The sequence below is a fragment of the Caulobacter sp. DMC95 genome (assembly GCF_056313785.1).
Genome location: NZ_JBQUZP010000002.1, coordinates 641,003 through 654,471, shown reverse-complemented (window position 1 = coordinate 654,471; position 13,469 = coordinate 641,003). Strand labels below are relative to the sequence as shown.

The 13,469-nt window shown below is 68.9% G+C and carries 13 protein-coding genes and 1 pseudogene; 9 read left to right on the top strand and 5 right to left on the bottom strand.

Annotated features, from left to right (window positions below):
• The first annotated feature begins 67 nt into the window (after positions 1-67).
• Complete coding sequence (locus tag ACT53N_RS07090) at positions 68-1,105, top strand: alpha/beta fold hydrolase (RefSeq protein WP_476063235.1); 1,038 nt, start codon at positions 68-70, stop codon at positions 1,103-1,105.
• A gap of 9 nt (positions 1,106-1,114) precedes the next feature.
• Here the strand turns inward: ACT53N_RS07090 and ACT53N_RS07085 are convergent, their stop codons facing one another.
• A complete protein-coding gene (locus tag ACT53N_RS07085) occupies positions 1,115-2,017 on the bottom strand; it encodes a glycoside hydrolase family 16 protein (protein WP_476063234.1) in 903 nt (300 codons plus the stop codon).
• Positions 2,018-2,103: 86 nt separating this feature from the next.
• Here ACT53N_RS07085 and ACT53N_RS07080 point away from each other — a divergent pair, with 86 nt between their 5' ends.
• Both ACT53N_RS07080 and ACT53N_RS07075 read left to right on the top strand, forming a co-directional pair.
• Complete coding sequence (locus tag ACT53N_RS07080; RefSeq protein ID WP_476063233.1) at positions 2,104-2,739, top strand: ribonuclease HII; 636 nt, start codon at positions 2,104-2,106, stop codon at positions 2,737-2,739.
• A gap of 138 nt (positions 2,740-2,877) precedes the next feature.
• A complete protein-coding gene (locus tag ACT53N_RS07075) occupies positions 2,878-3,954 on the top strand; it encodes a DNA methyltransferase (protein WP_476063232.1) in 1,077 nt (358 codons plus the stop codon).
• 113 nt (positions 3,955-4,067) lie between these two features.
• Here the strand turns inward: ACT53N_RS07075 and mutY are convergent, their stop codons facing one another.
• Positions 4,068-5,108 carry an A/G-specific adenine glycosylase gene (mutY, locus tag ACT53N_RS07070; protein ID WP_476063231.1) on the bottom strand — a complete coding sequence of 347 codons (1,041 nt, stop codon included), beginning with the start codon at positions 5,106-5,108 and terminating at the stop codon, positions 4,068-4,070.
• Positions 5,109-5,155: 47 nt separating this feature from the next.
• On the opposite strand from mutY, the gene ACT53N_RS07065 reads away from it, so the two are divergent.
• From ACT53N_RS07065 to smc, 4 genes are all read left to right on the top strand, one after another.
• Complete coding sequence (locus ACT53N_RS07065; protein WP_476063230.1) at positions 5,156-5,695, top strand: DUF721 domain-containing protein; 540 nt, start codon at positions 5,156-5,158, stop codon at positions 5,693-5,695.
• Positions 5,696-5,821: 126 nt separating this feature from the next.
• On the top strand, positions 5,822-6,436 hold the full coding sequence (locus ACT53N_RS07060) for a DsbA family protein (protein WP_476063229.1): 615 nt from the start codon (positions 5,822-5,824) through the stop codon (positions 6,434-6,436).
• On the top strand, positions 6,436-7,044 hold the full coding sequence (locus ACT53N_RS07055; RefSeq protein WP_476063228.1) for a thioredoxin domain-containing protein: 609 nt from the start codon (positions 6,436-6,438) through the stop codon (positions 7,042-7,044). Before ACT53N_RS07060 ends, ACT53N_RS07055 begins: the two co-directional genes overlap by 1 nt.
• Before the next feature lie 21 nt (positions 7,045-7,065).
• Positions 7,066-10,509: a chromosome segregation protein SMC gene (gene smc / locus ACT53N_RS07050; protein WP_476063227.1), complete on the top strand. Its 3,444-nt coding sequence runs from the start codon at positions 7,066-7,068 to the stop codon at positions 10,507-10,509.
• Between the two features lie 12 nt (positions 10,510-10,521).
• On the opposite strand, the pseudogene ACT53N_RS07045 reads toward smc, so the two are convergent.
• The 3 genes and pseudogenes from ACT53N_RS07045 to ACT53N_RS07035 form a co-directional block, all read right to left on the bottom strand.
• A pseudogene (locus ACT53N_RS07045) lies at positions 10,522-10,609 on the bottom strand (hypothetical protein); the annotation flags it as partial.
• A gap of 16 nt (positions 10,610-10,625) precedes the next feature.
• Entirely contained in the window at positions 10,626-11,417 is a 792-nt protein-coding gene (locus ACT53N_RS07040; RefSeq protein ID WP_476063226.1) for a TSUP family transporter, read from the bottom strand.
• A gap of 69 nt (positions 11,418-11,486) precedes the next feature.
• Positions 11,487-11,876, bottom strand: coding sequence for a DUF6481 family protein (locus tag ACT53N_RS07035; RefSeq protein WP_476063225.1), 390 nt, complete (start codon positions 11,874-11,876; stop codon positions 11,487-11,489).
• A gap of 419 nt (positions 11,877-12,295) precedes the next feature.
• Here ACT53N_RS07035 and ACT53N_RS07030 point away from each other — a divergent pair, with 419 nt between their 5' ends.
• Together ACT53N_RS07030 and ACT53N_RS07025 are read left to right on the top strand one after the other, a co-directional pair.
• Positions 12,296-12,676, top strand: a complete 381-nt coding sequence (locus ACT53N_RS07030) for an AtpZ/AtpI family protein (RefSeq protein ID WP_476063404.1) — start codon at positions 12,296-12,298, stop codon at positions 12,674-12,676.
• Positions 12,677-12,681: 5 nt separating this feature from the next.
• Entirely contained in the window at positions 12,682-13,443 is a 762-nt protein-coding gene (locus ACT53N_RS07025; RefSeq protein WP_268066431.1) for a F0F1 ATP synthase subunit A, read from the top strand.
• The last annotated feature ends 26 nt before the right edge of the window (positions 13,444-13,469 follow it).

Sequence of the window (13,469 nt, the reverse complement as noted above, 5' to 3'; positions counted from 1 at the left end):
AACAACAGCGTTGGCGACACCGCGTGGGGAAACTAAGCTCCGCCGCGCAGGGGCAGTGGGGCGTCGCATGGCAAGCAAGATCATTCTGGGCGTGGCGGCGGCGATCGCCTTCGGGATCAGCGGCGCGCAGGCGCAAGTCATCCAGGGCATTCCGGTCGTGGAGGCGATGAACGCCTATGTCGAACCGACCGGCATGGTCGAGGTCGAGGCCGGACGTCGGATTCACCTTCACTGCCTGGGATCGGGCTCACCGACCGTGGTCTTCACCGCCGGCCTTGGCGGATGGTCGGGCAGCTGGGCGCTGGTCCAGCCCGAAGTCGCCAAGACGACCCGCACCTGCGCCTGGGACCGGGCGGGCTTTGGCCTCAGCGACGGCGACGTCAAGAACGCCCAGACCTCAGACCAGACCACACGGGATCTGGCCAAGGTACTGGCGGCGGCGGGCGAGCGCGGCCCCTATGTTCTGGTCGGCCATTCGGCCGGCGCCTTCGAAACTTTGACCTTCGTCGACCGCCATCGCGATCAGGCGGCGGGCGTGGTCTTTGTCGATCCGACCCGGCCGCGCGACATGGCCCGCCAGACCAAGGCGGGCCCCAAGGCCGCCGCCGCCGACCGCGCCTATTTCGCTTCCGAGGCCAAGCGCCTGCGCGACTGCGCGGCGGGAATCGAGGCCGGGACCGTGAAGACCGGCGCACCGGCGGCGCCGTGCTTCCAGTACTATCCAGAGATCCCCGCCACCGCCCAGGCGGTGCTGGCCCGCCGCGACGCCGAGCCCGCCCGCCTACGCGCCCAGGCCTCGCTCTACGAAGAATACGAACCGAACGGCGAGCGGGTGGCGCGTGACGGACGCGACTGGGGCGACTTGCCGCTGATCGTGATCACCGCTGGCGCGGCCGTCCAGGGCGGCCTCTGGGGCCCAGACGCCAACGGCGAGCACGCGGCCCTCTTCGCCGACTGGGTCGACAGCCACGAAACCCTGGCCAAGCTGTCTCGCCGAGGCGAGCGTCGTATCGCGGCGGGCTCCGGGCACCTGGTTCAACTGCAGCAGCCGCAGACGGTGATCGATGCGGTGCTGGACGTCGTCAAGGCGGCGCGGACCCGGTGAGCGCCACGATCAGTCAGCGTCCTTCTGGCTCACCCGCACCCAGTCCACTTCCAGCGTCGCAGGCAGAGCGGCCTCGTCGATCCCCTTGGCGTTGACGCTCTCGGGCCAGCGGCCGCCGAAGGCCAGGTTGAGGATCAGATGGAACGGCTGGTCGAACGGCGCGGCGCTGACCGGCTGGTCGTCCCGCTTCCAGTCCTGCGGCGTGGCGCGGGCGTATTCCCGGCCGTCCAGGAACCAGACGATCGCCTCGGGCGACCACTCCACCGCATAGACGTGGAAGCCGTCGGGCGAGGCCGTAAGGGGCGTGCTGGCGCTGACCTGCTTGTGCGTCCCGGCCGCGTCGCCCGCAAAGTGAATCGTGCCGAACACCCGGTTCTCGCGTCCGCCCGCGCAGGCCTCCCCTACCGGCGGGCACGGCGCGCCGAGGTTCACCGTCTCCAGGATGTCGATCTCGCCGGAGCGCGGCCAACCGCCATAGGTCGACAACTCAGGCATCATCCAGATCGCCGGCCAGACGCCCTGACCGCCGGGAACCCGAGCGCGCGCCTCGAAGCGGCCGTAGCGCCAGCTGAACTTGCCCTGGGTGACGATCTTGCCCGACGCGTAGTCGCCAGTCTTCATCGGCCCCGTCGGTCCGGCCCACGGATTGGCCAGGCCTCGAGTCTTGCGCTTGATCGCCGTCAGGCGAAGCGTCCCGTCCTTGACCGACAGGGTCTCGGGACTGACGACATAGCATTGGCGCTCGTCATTGCCGCCGCCGCCGCAGTCGGCGGCCGGCGTCCATTTGGTGTCATCCAGCGCGGCGCCGTTGAACTCGTCGGACCAGACCAGCTTCCAGTCGTCCTGAGCCTGGACGGGTCCGCTGGCCAGCACGGCCGAGCAGAGGATGAGGGCGGCGAGGGGGCGTGACATGGGAGGACCCTAGCGGCATCGGCCGAGCTGCTCCAGTCGCGCCCTTGCCGATTCCCAATCGCGGCGAAGCGGCCTAAACAGCCGCCATGCCGACCGGACCCGACATGATGCTGGAGCTGGCCTGCGGACCAGGGCCGGTCTGCGGGGTGGACGAGGCCGGACGCGGGCCCTGGGCAGGGCCGGTCAGCGCCGGCGCGGTGATCCTGGACCCCGACCGCATCCCCAAGGGCCTCAACGACTCCAAGAAGCTCTCGGCCAAGGCCCGCGCGGCCCTGGAGGAGGAGATCAAGGACGTCGCCATCGCCTGGTGCGTGGGCCTGGCCTCGATCGAGGAGATCGCCCAGCTCAACATCCTGCACGCAGCGGGCCTCGCCATGCGGCGCGCGGTCGAAGGTCTGGCGGTGACGCCCGCCTTCGCCCTGGTCGACGGCAACTACAGGTTCGAGCTGCCTTGCCCGGTCAAGACCGTGGTCAAGGGCGACTCGCTGTCGTGCTCGATCGCGGCCGCCTCGATCCTGGCCAAGGAGGCCCGCGACCGGATCATGATCGAGATGGACGCGCTCTATCCCGGCTACGGCTTCGCCGGCCACAAGGGTTACCACGCGCCGATCCATGTCGAGGGCCTGCGACGCCTCGGCCCTTCCCCAATTCACCGTCTGGGCTGGGCGCCGGTGAAGGCGGCGCTGGCCGAGTTGGCCGTCAATGGCGAGCTAGATCTTTGATCGCTCACAGGTTTTGAGTCTGACCAGACTCAAAGGCGCCTGAAAGGCCTTGGTTAACAGCCCGCTAACCACGTCTTTCAACACCGGATTTACCAGAAAGACTCATGATTCCGCTCTCTTTCTTGAGGACGCGGGACCATGAAGTTCGGGCCGGAAACCATCATCCACGGCGATTGCATCGAGCAGATGAACGCCCTGCCCGAGAAGTCGGTCGACCTGATCTTCGCCGATCCGCCCTACAATCTGCAACTGGGCGGCGACCTGCTGCGGCCCGACAATTCCAAGGTCGACGCGGTCGACGACCACTGGGACCAGTTCGAGAGCTTCGCGGCCTATGACAAGTTCACGCGCGAGTGGCTGAAGGCCGCCCGCCGCGTCCTGAAGGACGACGGCGCGATCTGGGTGATCGGCAGCTATCACAACATCTTCCGCGTCGGCGTGGCCGTGCAGGACCTGGGCTTCTGGATCCTCAACGACATCGTCTGGCGCAAGTCCAACCCGATGCCCAACTTCAAGGGCACCCGCTTCGCCAACGCCCACGAGACCCTGATCTGGGCCTCGAAGAGCCAGAACGCCAAGCGCTACACCTTCAACTACGACGCCCTGAAGATGGCCAATGACGAGGTGCAGATGCGCTCGGACTGGACCATCCCGCTGTGCACCGGCGAGGAACGCATCAAGGGCGCCGACGGCCAAAAGGCGCACCCGACCCAGAAGCCCGAAGCCCTGCTGTACCGCGTCATCATGTCGACGACGAAGCCGGGCGACGTGATCCTGGACCCCTTTTTCGGCGTCGGCACCACCGGCGCGGCCGCCAAGCGCCTGGGCCGCAAGTTCATCGGCATCGAGCGGGAGGCCGAATACCTGGAACACGCTAAGGCCCGCATCGCCAAGGTGGTCCCGATCGCCCCCGAAGACCTGGAAGTCATGGGCTCCAAGCGCGCCGAGCCGCGCGTGCCTTTCGGCACGATCGTCGAGGCCGGTCTGCTGTCGCCGGGCGACACGCTCTACTGCTCCAAGGGCACCCACGTGGCCAAGGTGCGCCCCGACGGCTCGATCACCGTCGGCGACCTGTCAGGCTCGATCCACAAGATCGGCGCCCTGGTGCAGAGCGCCCCGGCGTGCAACGGTTGGACCTACTGGCACTTCAAGACCGACGCGGGCCTGGCCCCGATCGACGTGCTGCGAGCCCAGGTCCGCGCGGGGATGAACTGAGATTCGGCGGGTCCGCCCTCGCCCTTCGACAGGCTCAGGGTGAGGGCCAATCTCAACGCAGTGACTACTAGAAACCTCACCCTGAGCTTGTCAAAGGGCGAGGTTTCCGCACGTCAGAGCAGCCGCTGCGCCGCCTTCAGGAACACGCTCGGCAAGGCGCTCAACCCCTCGCGGGATGTCCAGACGAAATCGCCGTCATTGGCCCCGTCAGCGGCGAATACCCGCAAGGTCAGCGAGAAGTGCGTGAACACGTGCTCCACCGCACCGAGGTCCCGCCACACGCCGGCGACCGGCGCGGCCGAGATGGCTTCGGCGTCGTCATAGGGCGTCGCGCGCCAGTCCGACGTCGGCAATCCCAGCATCCCGCCCAGCAGGCCCTTCGGCGGCCGGCGAACCAGGGCGACCTCGTCGCCGCGCGAAAGCACATAGGCCACGCCGTGGCGGCGGGGGCGATCGGCCTTCTTGGTCTTTCGCGGATAGGTCTCGGGCGCGCCGCCACGATAGGCGTCGCACCAGGCAGACACCGGACAGCGGTCGCATAGCGGCCCCTTCGGCTTGCAGACCGTCGCGCCCAGGTCCATCAGCGCCTGGGCCCAGTCGCCGGGTCGGTCGTCGGTGACAAGCTCGCCCGCCAGGGCCTTCAGTTCGGGCTTGCTGTCAGGCAGTGGCGCCTCAACGGCGAACAGCCTCGACATCACCCGCTCGACATTGCCGTCGACGACATTGGCGGCGCGGTCGAAGGCGATCGCGGCTACGGCGGCGGCGGTGTAGGCGCCGACACCCGGCAGGGCCCGCAGACCCTCTTCGGTGTCGGGAAAGACGCCGCCGTGATCGTTGGCCACCGCCCGCGCGCAGGCCAAGAGGTTGCGGGCGCGGGCGTAGTAGCCAAGGCCCGCCCAGGCCGCCATCAGGTCGCCGTCCTCCACCGCCGCCAGATCCGAGACCGTCGGCCAGCGCTGGGTGAAGCTCAGGAAATAGGGCGTGGCGTGCGGCACAGTGGTCTGCTGCAGCATCACCTCCGACAGCCAGACGCGGTAGGGATCGCTGCGCACGCCGGCGCGGCGCTCAGCGGGCCCGACGCGCCACGCCAGATCACGCGCCTGGGCGTCGTACCAGGCCAGCAAGGCCGAGCGGAGAGCATCGCGGTCTTTCATGGTCCCTCGCCTACCCCGAACCGCCGGCTCCATGCTAGTTTCTTCCCATGCGTCGCCCCCTGCCCACGCCGGAAGAAGCCATCGCGATCCTGCGTAGCAAGCGGACCAAGCCCCAGCGCCGTCCGCCGCCGCCGGCCGGCAAGAACCTCGCGCCGCTTCTCAAGGACCTGGAAGACCGCTTCGGCAAAGGGCCCGCCGCCCTGCAGGCCCGCTGGAAAGAAATCGTCGGCGACACCCTGGCGCGCCGCACCGAACCGGTCCGCATCATCAGGGGGCGCAACGGCGAGGGCGGCGCTCTCGAACTGCGCGTCGACGGGCCGGTCGCCTCGCTGATCCAGCACCAGGCGCCGCAGATCACCGCCCGGCTCGACATGCTGCTGGGCAAGGGCGTGGTCACCCGGCTGCGGATCGTGCAGGGCCCGGTCAAGGCGCCCGCCGCCGCGCCGTCCACGCGCCTGCGCCGCAAGCCGCCTCTGGACGCCGCGCTGGAAAAGCAGCTCGCCGACAGCCTGTCCGAACAGCCCGACGGAGGGCTCAAGCAGGCTCTGCTGAAGCTGGGTCGCGGGGTCCTGTCCTCCGAGCGCTAGAGGCGGGATCGGACCATTGACAAGGCGGGCTGGCTCACGCTCATGACGCTGGTCACGGTTGCGCCTTTTTCGCTGCATAACGAGAATCGCGTTTAATCTCTCATTCGACCGCCAAGGGGCCATTTCATGCGTTCGCTGATCAGCCGAGTCACCATCGTCGCCGCCGTCGCGGCCAGCCTCGCGGCCTGTTCGCCGAAGAGCACGGCGGTCACGGCCGAGGACATGGTCCTGGGCGATCCGAACGCCAAGGTCACGGTCATCGAGTACGCCTCGGTCGCCTGCCCGCACTGCGCTGATTGGAACGCCGAAGTCTTCCCGGCTTTCAAGGCCAAGTACATCGACACAGGCAAGGTCAAGTACGTCCATCGCGACGCCCTGACCGGCGAACCGCGCCTGGCCAACGCCGGCGCCATGCTGGCCCGTTGCGCCGGCAAGGATAAGTACTTCCAGGTCACCGAGGCCCTGTACCGCGCTCAGACCAGCATCTTCACCAGCGGCGACATCCGCGGCGAACTGCTGACCATCGCCCAGGCCGCCGGCATGAACGAAGCTCAGTTCAACGCCTGCCTCAGCGACGAGAACGCCGCCAAGTCGGCCGAGCGTATCGAAAAGATGATGTCGGATAACAACATCCGCGGCACCCCGACCTTCGAGGTCAACGGCAAGCGCCTGGGCGGCGAAGAAGGCGGCGAGCAGACGCTGGCCCAGCTGGACGCCGCGATCGCGGAAGCCTCCAAGTAATGACCCTGGACCGGCGCATCCTGATCGCCAGCGGCCTCGCCCTCACGGCGGGGCCCTCGGTCGCGCGCGCCCGGTCGCTGCCGCCGGCGCCCGGTGACATGGTCCTGGGCGCAGCCACCGCGCCCGTCCAGTTCGTGGTCTACGCCTCGGCCAGCTGCAATCACTGCGCCCACTGGTGGACCACCGAGCAGCCGCAGATCCGCAAGACGTTCATCGACACCGGCAAGGTGCGCCTGGTCTTCCGCGAGTTCCTGACGCCGCCCAACGAGTTCGCCGCCGCCGGCTTCCTGCTGGCCCGGCGTGTGCCAGGCAAGTATTTCGAGGTTCTGACCACCGTCTTCCAGAAGCAGGCGGCGATCTTCGAAAGCGGGCGCCTGTGGGAAGGCCTGCTGGCGATCGGTCAGCAATACGGCCTGACCGAAGCCCAGTTCACCGCCGCCATGAACGACACCAAGGCGCTGGACGGGGTCAATACGCGCTTCCGCCGGGCGATCGGCGAGGATCAGGTCGAGGTGACCCCCACCTTCTTCGTCAATGGCGCGCCCTATGAGGGCGAGGCCGATGCCGCTGCGCTGTCCAAGATCTTCGCCCTGGCGGCGAAGGGCTAGGGACCGGAAGGGACCGCCTCCGTGCAGTTCCAGCGCCTCCGCCTCTCGGGCTTCAAGTCCTTTGTCGAGCCGACCGAGTTCCGGATCGAGCCGGGGCTGACCGGAATCGTCGGTCCGAACGGCTGCGGCAAGTCCAACCTCCTGGAAGCCCTGCGCTGGGTGATGGGAGCCAACTCCGCCAAGGCCATGCGGGCCGGCGGCATGGACGACGTGATCTTCGCGGGCAGCGGCGCACGCCCGGCCCGAAACCATGCCGATGTGACGCTCACCATCGACAACGCCGACCGCACCGCGCCGGCCCAGTTCAATGACGATCCCGTGCTGGAGGTGGTCCGCCGTATCGATCGCGGCGAGGGCTCGACCTACAAGATCAACGGCCGCGAGGTGCGGGCGCGCGACGTCCAGCTCCTGTTCGCCGACGCCTCGACCGGGGCCAACTCGCCGGCCTTGGTCCGCCAGGGCCAGATCAGCGAGCTGATCGGCGCCAAGCCTCAGAACCGTCGCCGCATCCTGGAAGAGGCCGCTGGGGTCTCGGGCCTGCACACCCGCCGCCACGAGGCCGAACTGCGCCTGCGGGCGGCCGAAACCAATCTCTCGCGTCTGGAGGACGTGGCCCGGGAACTGGAGACCGCGCTGAACCGCCTACGTCGCGAGGCGCGTCAGGCCGAGAAGTACAAGCGCCTGTCGGCCGAGATCCGCGCCGTGCAGGGCGCGGTGCTCTACGCCCGTTGGACCGAGGCCCGCGACCACCTGGAGCGCACCACCAGCGAGGCGACGGCCGCCGCGCGCCTGGTCGAGGAGACCGCTCGCGCCAGCGCCGCCGCCCAGGTGACGATCACCGAAGCCGAAGCCGCCATGCCGCCGTTGCGCGAAGAGGCCACCATCGCCCAGGCGATCCTCGGCCAGCTGGCGATCCAGAAAGACCGCGCCGAGCGTGAGGCCGAGGCCGCCGCCGCCGAGTTCGAGCGTCTGTCCAACGACCTGGCCCGCATCGACGCCGACCGCGCCCGCGAGGCGCAGGCCAAGGACGACGCCGCAGCCGCTCTCGCGCGGATCGAGCCTGAGCTGGAGGAGGTCCGCAGCCTTGTCGCCGCCGCGCCCGAGCGCGGTCCGGAGCTGGCCGCCGCCGCCAAGGCCGCTGAGGAGATCCGCGCCGCCGCCGAGGCCGCTGTCGAGCAACTGGCCGCCCGGGTCGCCGCCGAGGAGGCGCAGGGCCGCGCCGCCGCCGCGCGCCTGTCCGAGGCCGAGGCCCGCGCCAACCGCACCAACCGCGCCCTGGACCAGGCCCGCGCCGAGCGCGCAGCCGTCGGTCCCGAGGTCGATCCGGCCGCCGCCGACGCCCGCCAGCGCTTCGCCAACGCCGAGGCCGCCCTCGCCGCGGCCCGCACGGCGCTAGAAGAGGCCGAGACCGCGCGCGTGAAGGCCGCCGAACAGGAAGCCCAGGCCCGTCAGTTGGCGCGCAGCGTCGAGGACCAGCTGGGTCGCCTGCGCACCGAGGCCCGAGGCCTTGCGCAACTGACCGCGCCGCGCACCAAGAGCGGCCATGCTCCCGCGCTGGACAGCGTCTCGCCCGACAAGGGCTATGGCGCGGCCCTGGCCGCCGCCCTGGGCGATGACCTGGACGCCGCGCTCGACGCCAAGGCCCCCTCCTACTGGGGCGGCGCGGACGCGCCCGCGCCAGTCTGGCCCGAAGGCGCCGAGCCGCTGGCGCCGCTGGTCAAGGCCCCGCCAGCCCTGGCCGCCCGCCTCTCGCACGTGGCCGTGGTCACCCGCGCCAATGGCGATCGTCTGCAAAAAGAGCTGAAGCCGGGCATGCGCCTGGTCTCGAAAGACGGCGACCTGTGGCGCTGGGACGGCTTCGTCGCCCGCGCCGACGCGCCACGCCCCGCCGCCGTGCGACTGGAGCAGCGCACCCGCTTGGCCGAGGTCGAGGCCGAGATCGACGTGATGGCGCCGCGCGCCGAGGCCACCGCCATCGCCCTGAAGGCCGCCGCTGATCGCCTGCGCGCAGCCGAGGACCTGCTGCGCGACAAACGGCGCGGCCCGCCCGACGCCGAGCGCCTCTTGACCCAGGCGCGCGAGCAGGTCGCCAGGTTCGAACGCGAGCAGGCGCTTCGTGCGGCGCGCGCTCAATCGCTGGACGACACCATCGGCCGCTTCGAGGCCGAGAAGGTCGAGGCCGACACCGCTCTCGCCCAGGCCCAAGAGGCCCACGCCGCCGCCCAGACCTCAGGCGACCTGCAGCCGCAACTCGCCGAAGCCCGTCAGGCCGCCGCCCAGGCCCGCGAGGCCGCCGGCGCGGCGCGCACCGCCTTCGACGTCGAGACCCGCGAACGCGCCGGCCGCCAGCGACGGCTGGAAAGCCTGGAACGCGATCGCGCGGACTGGAGCAAGCGCGCCGAGGCCGCCGCCAAGCGGGCCGAGGCTCTTGACGGCGACCGGGTGAAGGCCTCCGCCGCCCTGGAAGCCGCCCGTGAGGCGCCGGCCGCGTTGCAGGAAAAGCTAGTGGCGCTGCTCGACGAGTTCGCCGCCGCCGAGGCGCGCCGCGCCAAGGCCAGCGACGCCCTCGAAACCGCTGAGACCATGCGCCTGAACGCCGACCGCTCCGCCCGCGCCGCCGAGCAGGCCGCCGGCGAAGCGCGTGAGAAGCGCGCGGCCCTCGTCGCGCACCTGGACGGCGCCCGCCAGCGCTTCACCGAGGTCGCCTCGGCCATCCGCGAGCAGGCCCGGATGGAGCCCGAGGAACTGGGTCGCCATGTCGCCGGCGAGGCCGTGGCTGTCCCGAAGGACGCCGCCGGGGTCGAGGCGCACCTCTTCGCCCTGGAACGGGAGCGGGACTCGATCGGTCCAGTGAACCTGCGCGCCGAGGAAGAGGCGCAGGAATATGCCGGCCGCCTGGAGACCATGCGCAGCGAGCGGGCCGATCTGTCGGGCGCCGTGACCAAACTGCGGGCCGGCATTGAGGAGCTGAACGCCGAGGGCCGCGAGCGCCTGCTGGCGGCCTTCGACGTCATCAACGCCAATTTCCAGACCCTCTTCCAGGCGCTGTTCGGCGGCGGTCAGGCCGAGCTGAAGCTGATCGAAAGCGATGATCCGCTTGAGGCTGGCCTGGAGATTTTCGCCTGCCCGCCGGGCAAGCGCATGGCCAGCATGAGCCTGATGAGCGGCGGCGAGCAGGCCCTCACGGCCAGCGCCCTGATCTTTGGCGTCTTCCTGGCCAATCCGGCCCCGATCTGCGTGCTGGACGAAGTTGACGCCCCGCTCGATGACGCCAATGTCGACCGCTACTGCAACATGCTGGACGAGATGCGCCGCCGCACCCAGACGCGCTTCATCGCCATCACCCACAATCCGGTGACCATGAGCCGCATGGACCGCCTGTTCGGCGTGACCATGGCCGAGCGCGGGGTGAGCCAGCTGGTCAGCGTGGATCTGAGCACGGCGGAGAAGCTGGTGGCGGCTTAGGCCAGCCACTTGCCCCCTCCGCGCTTCGCGCTCCTCCCCCGGAGGGGGAAGAAGGATCACCTTCCGCCCGCCTTTGGGGGCGGACGACCCGCGAAGCGGGTCAGGTGGGGGGAGTCTCAGCCGGCGATAAGGTGCGTCACCGCCATCCGCAGCGGATTGGCCGGATCGGCCAGCAGCTTTGCCGCCATGGCGCACGCAATCACCACCAGAAGCGGTCGGATCAGCTTGGGCCCAAAGCGCATGGCCAGGCGCGAACCCACCTGCGCGCCGAGGAACGCGCCGGCGGCCATGGCCAGGCCCACGGGCCAGACAACAGCGCCCTTCAGCGTGAACAGGACAAGGCTGCCCAGATTGCTGGCGGCGTTGGCCAGCTTGGTGTGCGCGGTGGCCTTCAGCGCGCCGTAGCCGAGCAGCGTCACGATGGCGACCATGTAGAAGGCGCCGGCCCCGGGTCCGAAGATCCCGTCATAGAAGCCGATCAGCGGCGCCACGAAACAGGCGAAGGGAACGAGCGCCATGCGCGGAGCGACGTCCTCGCCCTTGATGGCGCGGGAGAAGCCGAAATAGAGCGCGATGGCGATCAGCAGCAGCGGCACGACCGCGCGCAACAGCTCGGGCGACAGCAGGCTGGCGCACAGCGCGCCGGCAAGACCCGACAAGGCGGCCGCGCCGGCGACCGGCAGCGCCGTCTTCCAGTCGATCAGGCCACGGCGGGCGAAGGCGCTGGTCGAGGACAGGGCGCTGATCGCGCCTTGCAGCTTGTTTGTGCCCAGCGCCTGGACCGGCGAGAGTCCGGCCAGCAGCAAGGCGGGCAGAGTCACAAGACCGCCGCCGCCGGCGATGGCGTCGAGCGCGCCCGCGAGGGCGGCGACCACGAACAGGCTGGCGAGGACGTCGAGCGAAACCATCAGCGGCTCATGGTCTCGTTTCGCTACGGGCGCAAAGAAAAAGGGGCCCCGAAGGACCCCTGATCATCTTTAGCCCAGCAGGCTGGCCCACTGGTGGGCGCGAGACGCCTTGCTGTTGGTCGTCTTGCCCAGGGCGCGCAGTTCGTCGCGCTCCTTGGCCTTTTCTTCCTTGCGGACGCGCATCTCGGCGGCTTCGAGAGCCTTGCGCTCCTTACGCTCGGCGCGCTTGACGGCCATCAGCTCTTCCTGGCGCGCCAGGGCTTCGAGACGGGCCTTTTCCTTGGCTTCGGCGCGGGCGGCGCGGACGGCCTCGAGTTCGGCGGCGCGTTGCTCTTCGCGCTTGTCGAAATCGGGATCCTGGACCGTCGGCTTGGCCTTGAACTTGGCCAGCATGGCCTTTTTGGCTTCCTGCTGGGCAGAAATACGATCGGCGAATCCGGTGTTCTTCAGGTGCGACATGAATCTTCGTGTTGTTTGGAGGCGGCGGCTCTTAAGCCCAGATTGACGAAAAAATCAATGCGTCATCAGGCTCCGCCGCTCCTCGCGTAGGGGAAGCGACGTATAAAAGGCACACGTGAGATAGGGGCGGCGTGTGACATTTGATAGGGCCCCCGTCGAAATGACGCAGTTGAACGCGCCGCCGGGGGTTCAGGAGGGGGACTTCCGCAGAACGCGCCGCGCTTGACGAGCGCGATCAGGGGATGGTTTTGCCCCTCCCTGACCGAGGCGACGAAATCCTTAAGCATTACCGTCACTTGCCGGGAAAATCGCTCACCTTGACGCACCGCAGCGAGGTCTATAGGTTCCGCGCCGATCAAGCCGGCCGGAAAGCGCCTCGTTTTGGCGCGTCCTCGGCGTTTTCGGACCTGCCGCTTCCCATGCCCAAGGCCGACGAACCGAACGACAAGGCTCTCGAAAGCCTGGACGCTCGGCTCGACGCATTTGAGGCGCGGAAGGCGGCGGAAAAGCCCGCCAAGGCGACGTCCGAACAGGCCACACAGGACGGCTACCGTCTGCTGGCGGACTTGATCGGGGGCGTATTGGTGGGGGTCGGCTTTGGCTGGCTTCTCGATCGCTACGTTCACACGAGCCCCTGGGGCATGGTCGGCGGTCTGCTGATCGGTCTCGGGCTCGCGATTTTCTCCATCGTCCGCAAGGCGATGAAACTGAGCGCGCAGGCGTCGGCGCCGTCCCCCACCGGGAACGCCGACGAAGACACGGGAGGCGGGTCTACCGCCCCCAAGCAGAAGAGAGACTAGGGCCGATGGCCGATCCGATGCACCAGTTCCAGATCCAGAAGATCGTGGAACTGCCCACCGTGACCGTTCCTGGCCTCGGCGCCATTGACCTGTCGATCACGAACTCCGTGGCCGCCATGATGTCGGCCGCGCTGCTGATCATCGGCTTCTACGCCCTGTCGGCGAAGAAGGCCGTGGTCCCAGGCCGCCTGCAGGCGGTGGGCGAGATGCTCTATGGGCTGGTCGATGGACTCGCCGAGTCGATCATCGGTCACGACGGCAAGAAGTTCCTGCCCTTCATCTTCACGCTCTTCGCGTTCGTGCTGTTCATGAACGTCCAGGGCATGTTCCTAGTGTTCACCGCCACCTCGCAGCTGGCCGTGACCCTGACGCTGGGCCTGATGGTCATCCTGACTGTTGTCGCGGTCGGCTTCGCCAAGAACGGCATCAAGTTCTTCAAGCTGTTCGCCCCGTCGGGCGTGCCGTGGCCGCTGTATTTCCTGCTCGTGCCGATCGAGATCCTGTCGTTCCTGATCCGCCCGATCACCCTGGGCCTGCGTCTGTTCGGCAACATGCTGGGCGGTCACGTGGTGCTGAAGATCTTCGCCGGTTTCGTGGTCGCCCTCGGCGGTCTCGGCGTGCTGGGCTGGGCCGGTGCGGCCCTGGCCCTGACCTCGGTCGTCGCCCTGACGGCCCTCGAGTTCATGGTGGCCTTCCTGCAGGCCTTCGTGTTCGCGGTGCTTGCCTGCGTCTACATCAACGACGTCGTGCACCTCGACAGCCACTGATCAACCTTTAGTCTTTCAACCTACAT

Excerpts from the sequence above, each read along its gene's own strand:
- ACT53N_RS07075 (WP_476063232.1), top strand. The coding sequence starts at position 2,878 with ATGAAGTTCGGGCCGGAAACCATCATCCACGGCGATTGCATCGAGCAG.
- mutY (WP_476063231.1), bottom strand. The coding sequence starts at position 5,108 with ATGAAAGACCGCGATGCTCTCCGCTCGGCCTTGCTGGCCTGGTACGAC.
- ACT53N_RS07025 (WP_268066431.1), top strand. The coding sequence starts at position 12,682 with ATGGCCGATCCGATGCACCAGTTCCAGATCCAGAAGATCGTGGAACTG.
- ACT53N_RS07040 (WP_476063226.1), bottom strand. The coding sequence starts at position 11,417 with ATGGTTTCGCTCGACGTCCTCGCCAGCCTGTTCGTGGTCGCCGCCCTC.
- ACT53N_RS07080 (WP_476063233.1), top strand. The coding sequence starts at position 2,104 with ATGCCGACCGGACCCGACATGATGCTGGAGCTGGCCTGCGGACCAGGG.
- ACT53N_RS07090 (WP_476063235.1), top strand. The coding sequence starts at position 68 with ATGGCAAGCAAGATCATTCTGGGCGTGGCGGCGGCGATCGCCTTCGGG.
- ACT53N_RS07035 (WP_476063225.1), bottom strand. The coding sequence starts at position 11,876 with ATGTCGCACCTGAAGAACACCGGATTCGCCGATCGTATTTCTGCCCAG.
- ACT53N_RS07055 (WP_476063228.1), top strand. The coding sequence starts at position 6,436 with ATGACCCTGGACCGGCGCATCCTGATCGCCAGCGGCCTCGCCCTCACG.
- ACT53N_RS07030 (WP_476063404.1), top strand. The coding sequence starts at position 12,296 with ATGCCCAAGGCCGACGAACCGAACGACAAGGCTCTCGAAAGCCTGGAC.
- ACT53N_RS07085 (WP_476063234.1), bottom strand. The coding sequence starts at position 2,017 with ATGTCACGCCCCCTCGCCGCCCTCATCCTCTGCTCGGCCGTGCTGGCC.
- ACT53N_RS07065 (WP_476063230.1), top strand. The coding sequence starts at position 5,156 with ATGCGTCGCCCCCTGCCCACGCCGGAAGAAGCCATCGCGATCCTGCGT.
- ACT53N_RS07060 (WP_476063229.1), top strand. The coding sequence starts at position 5,822 with ATGCGTTCGCTGATCAGCCGAGTCACCATCGTCGCCGCCGTCGCGGCC.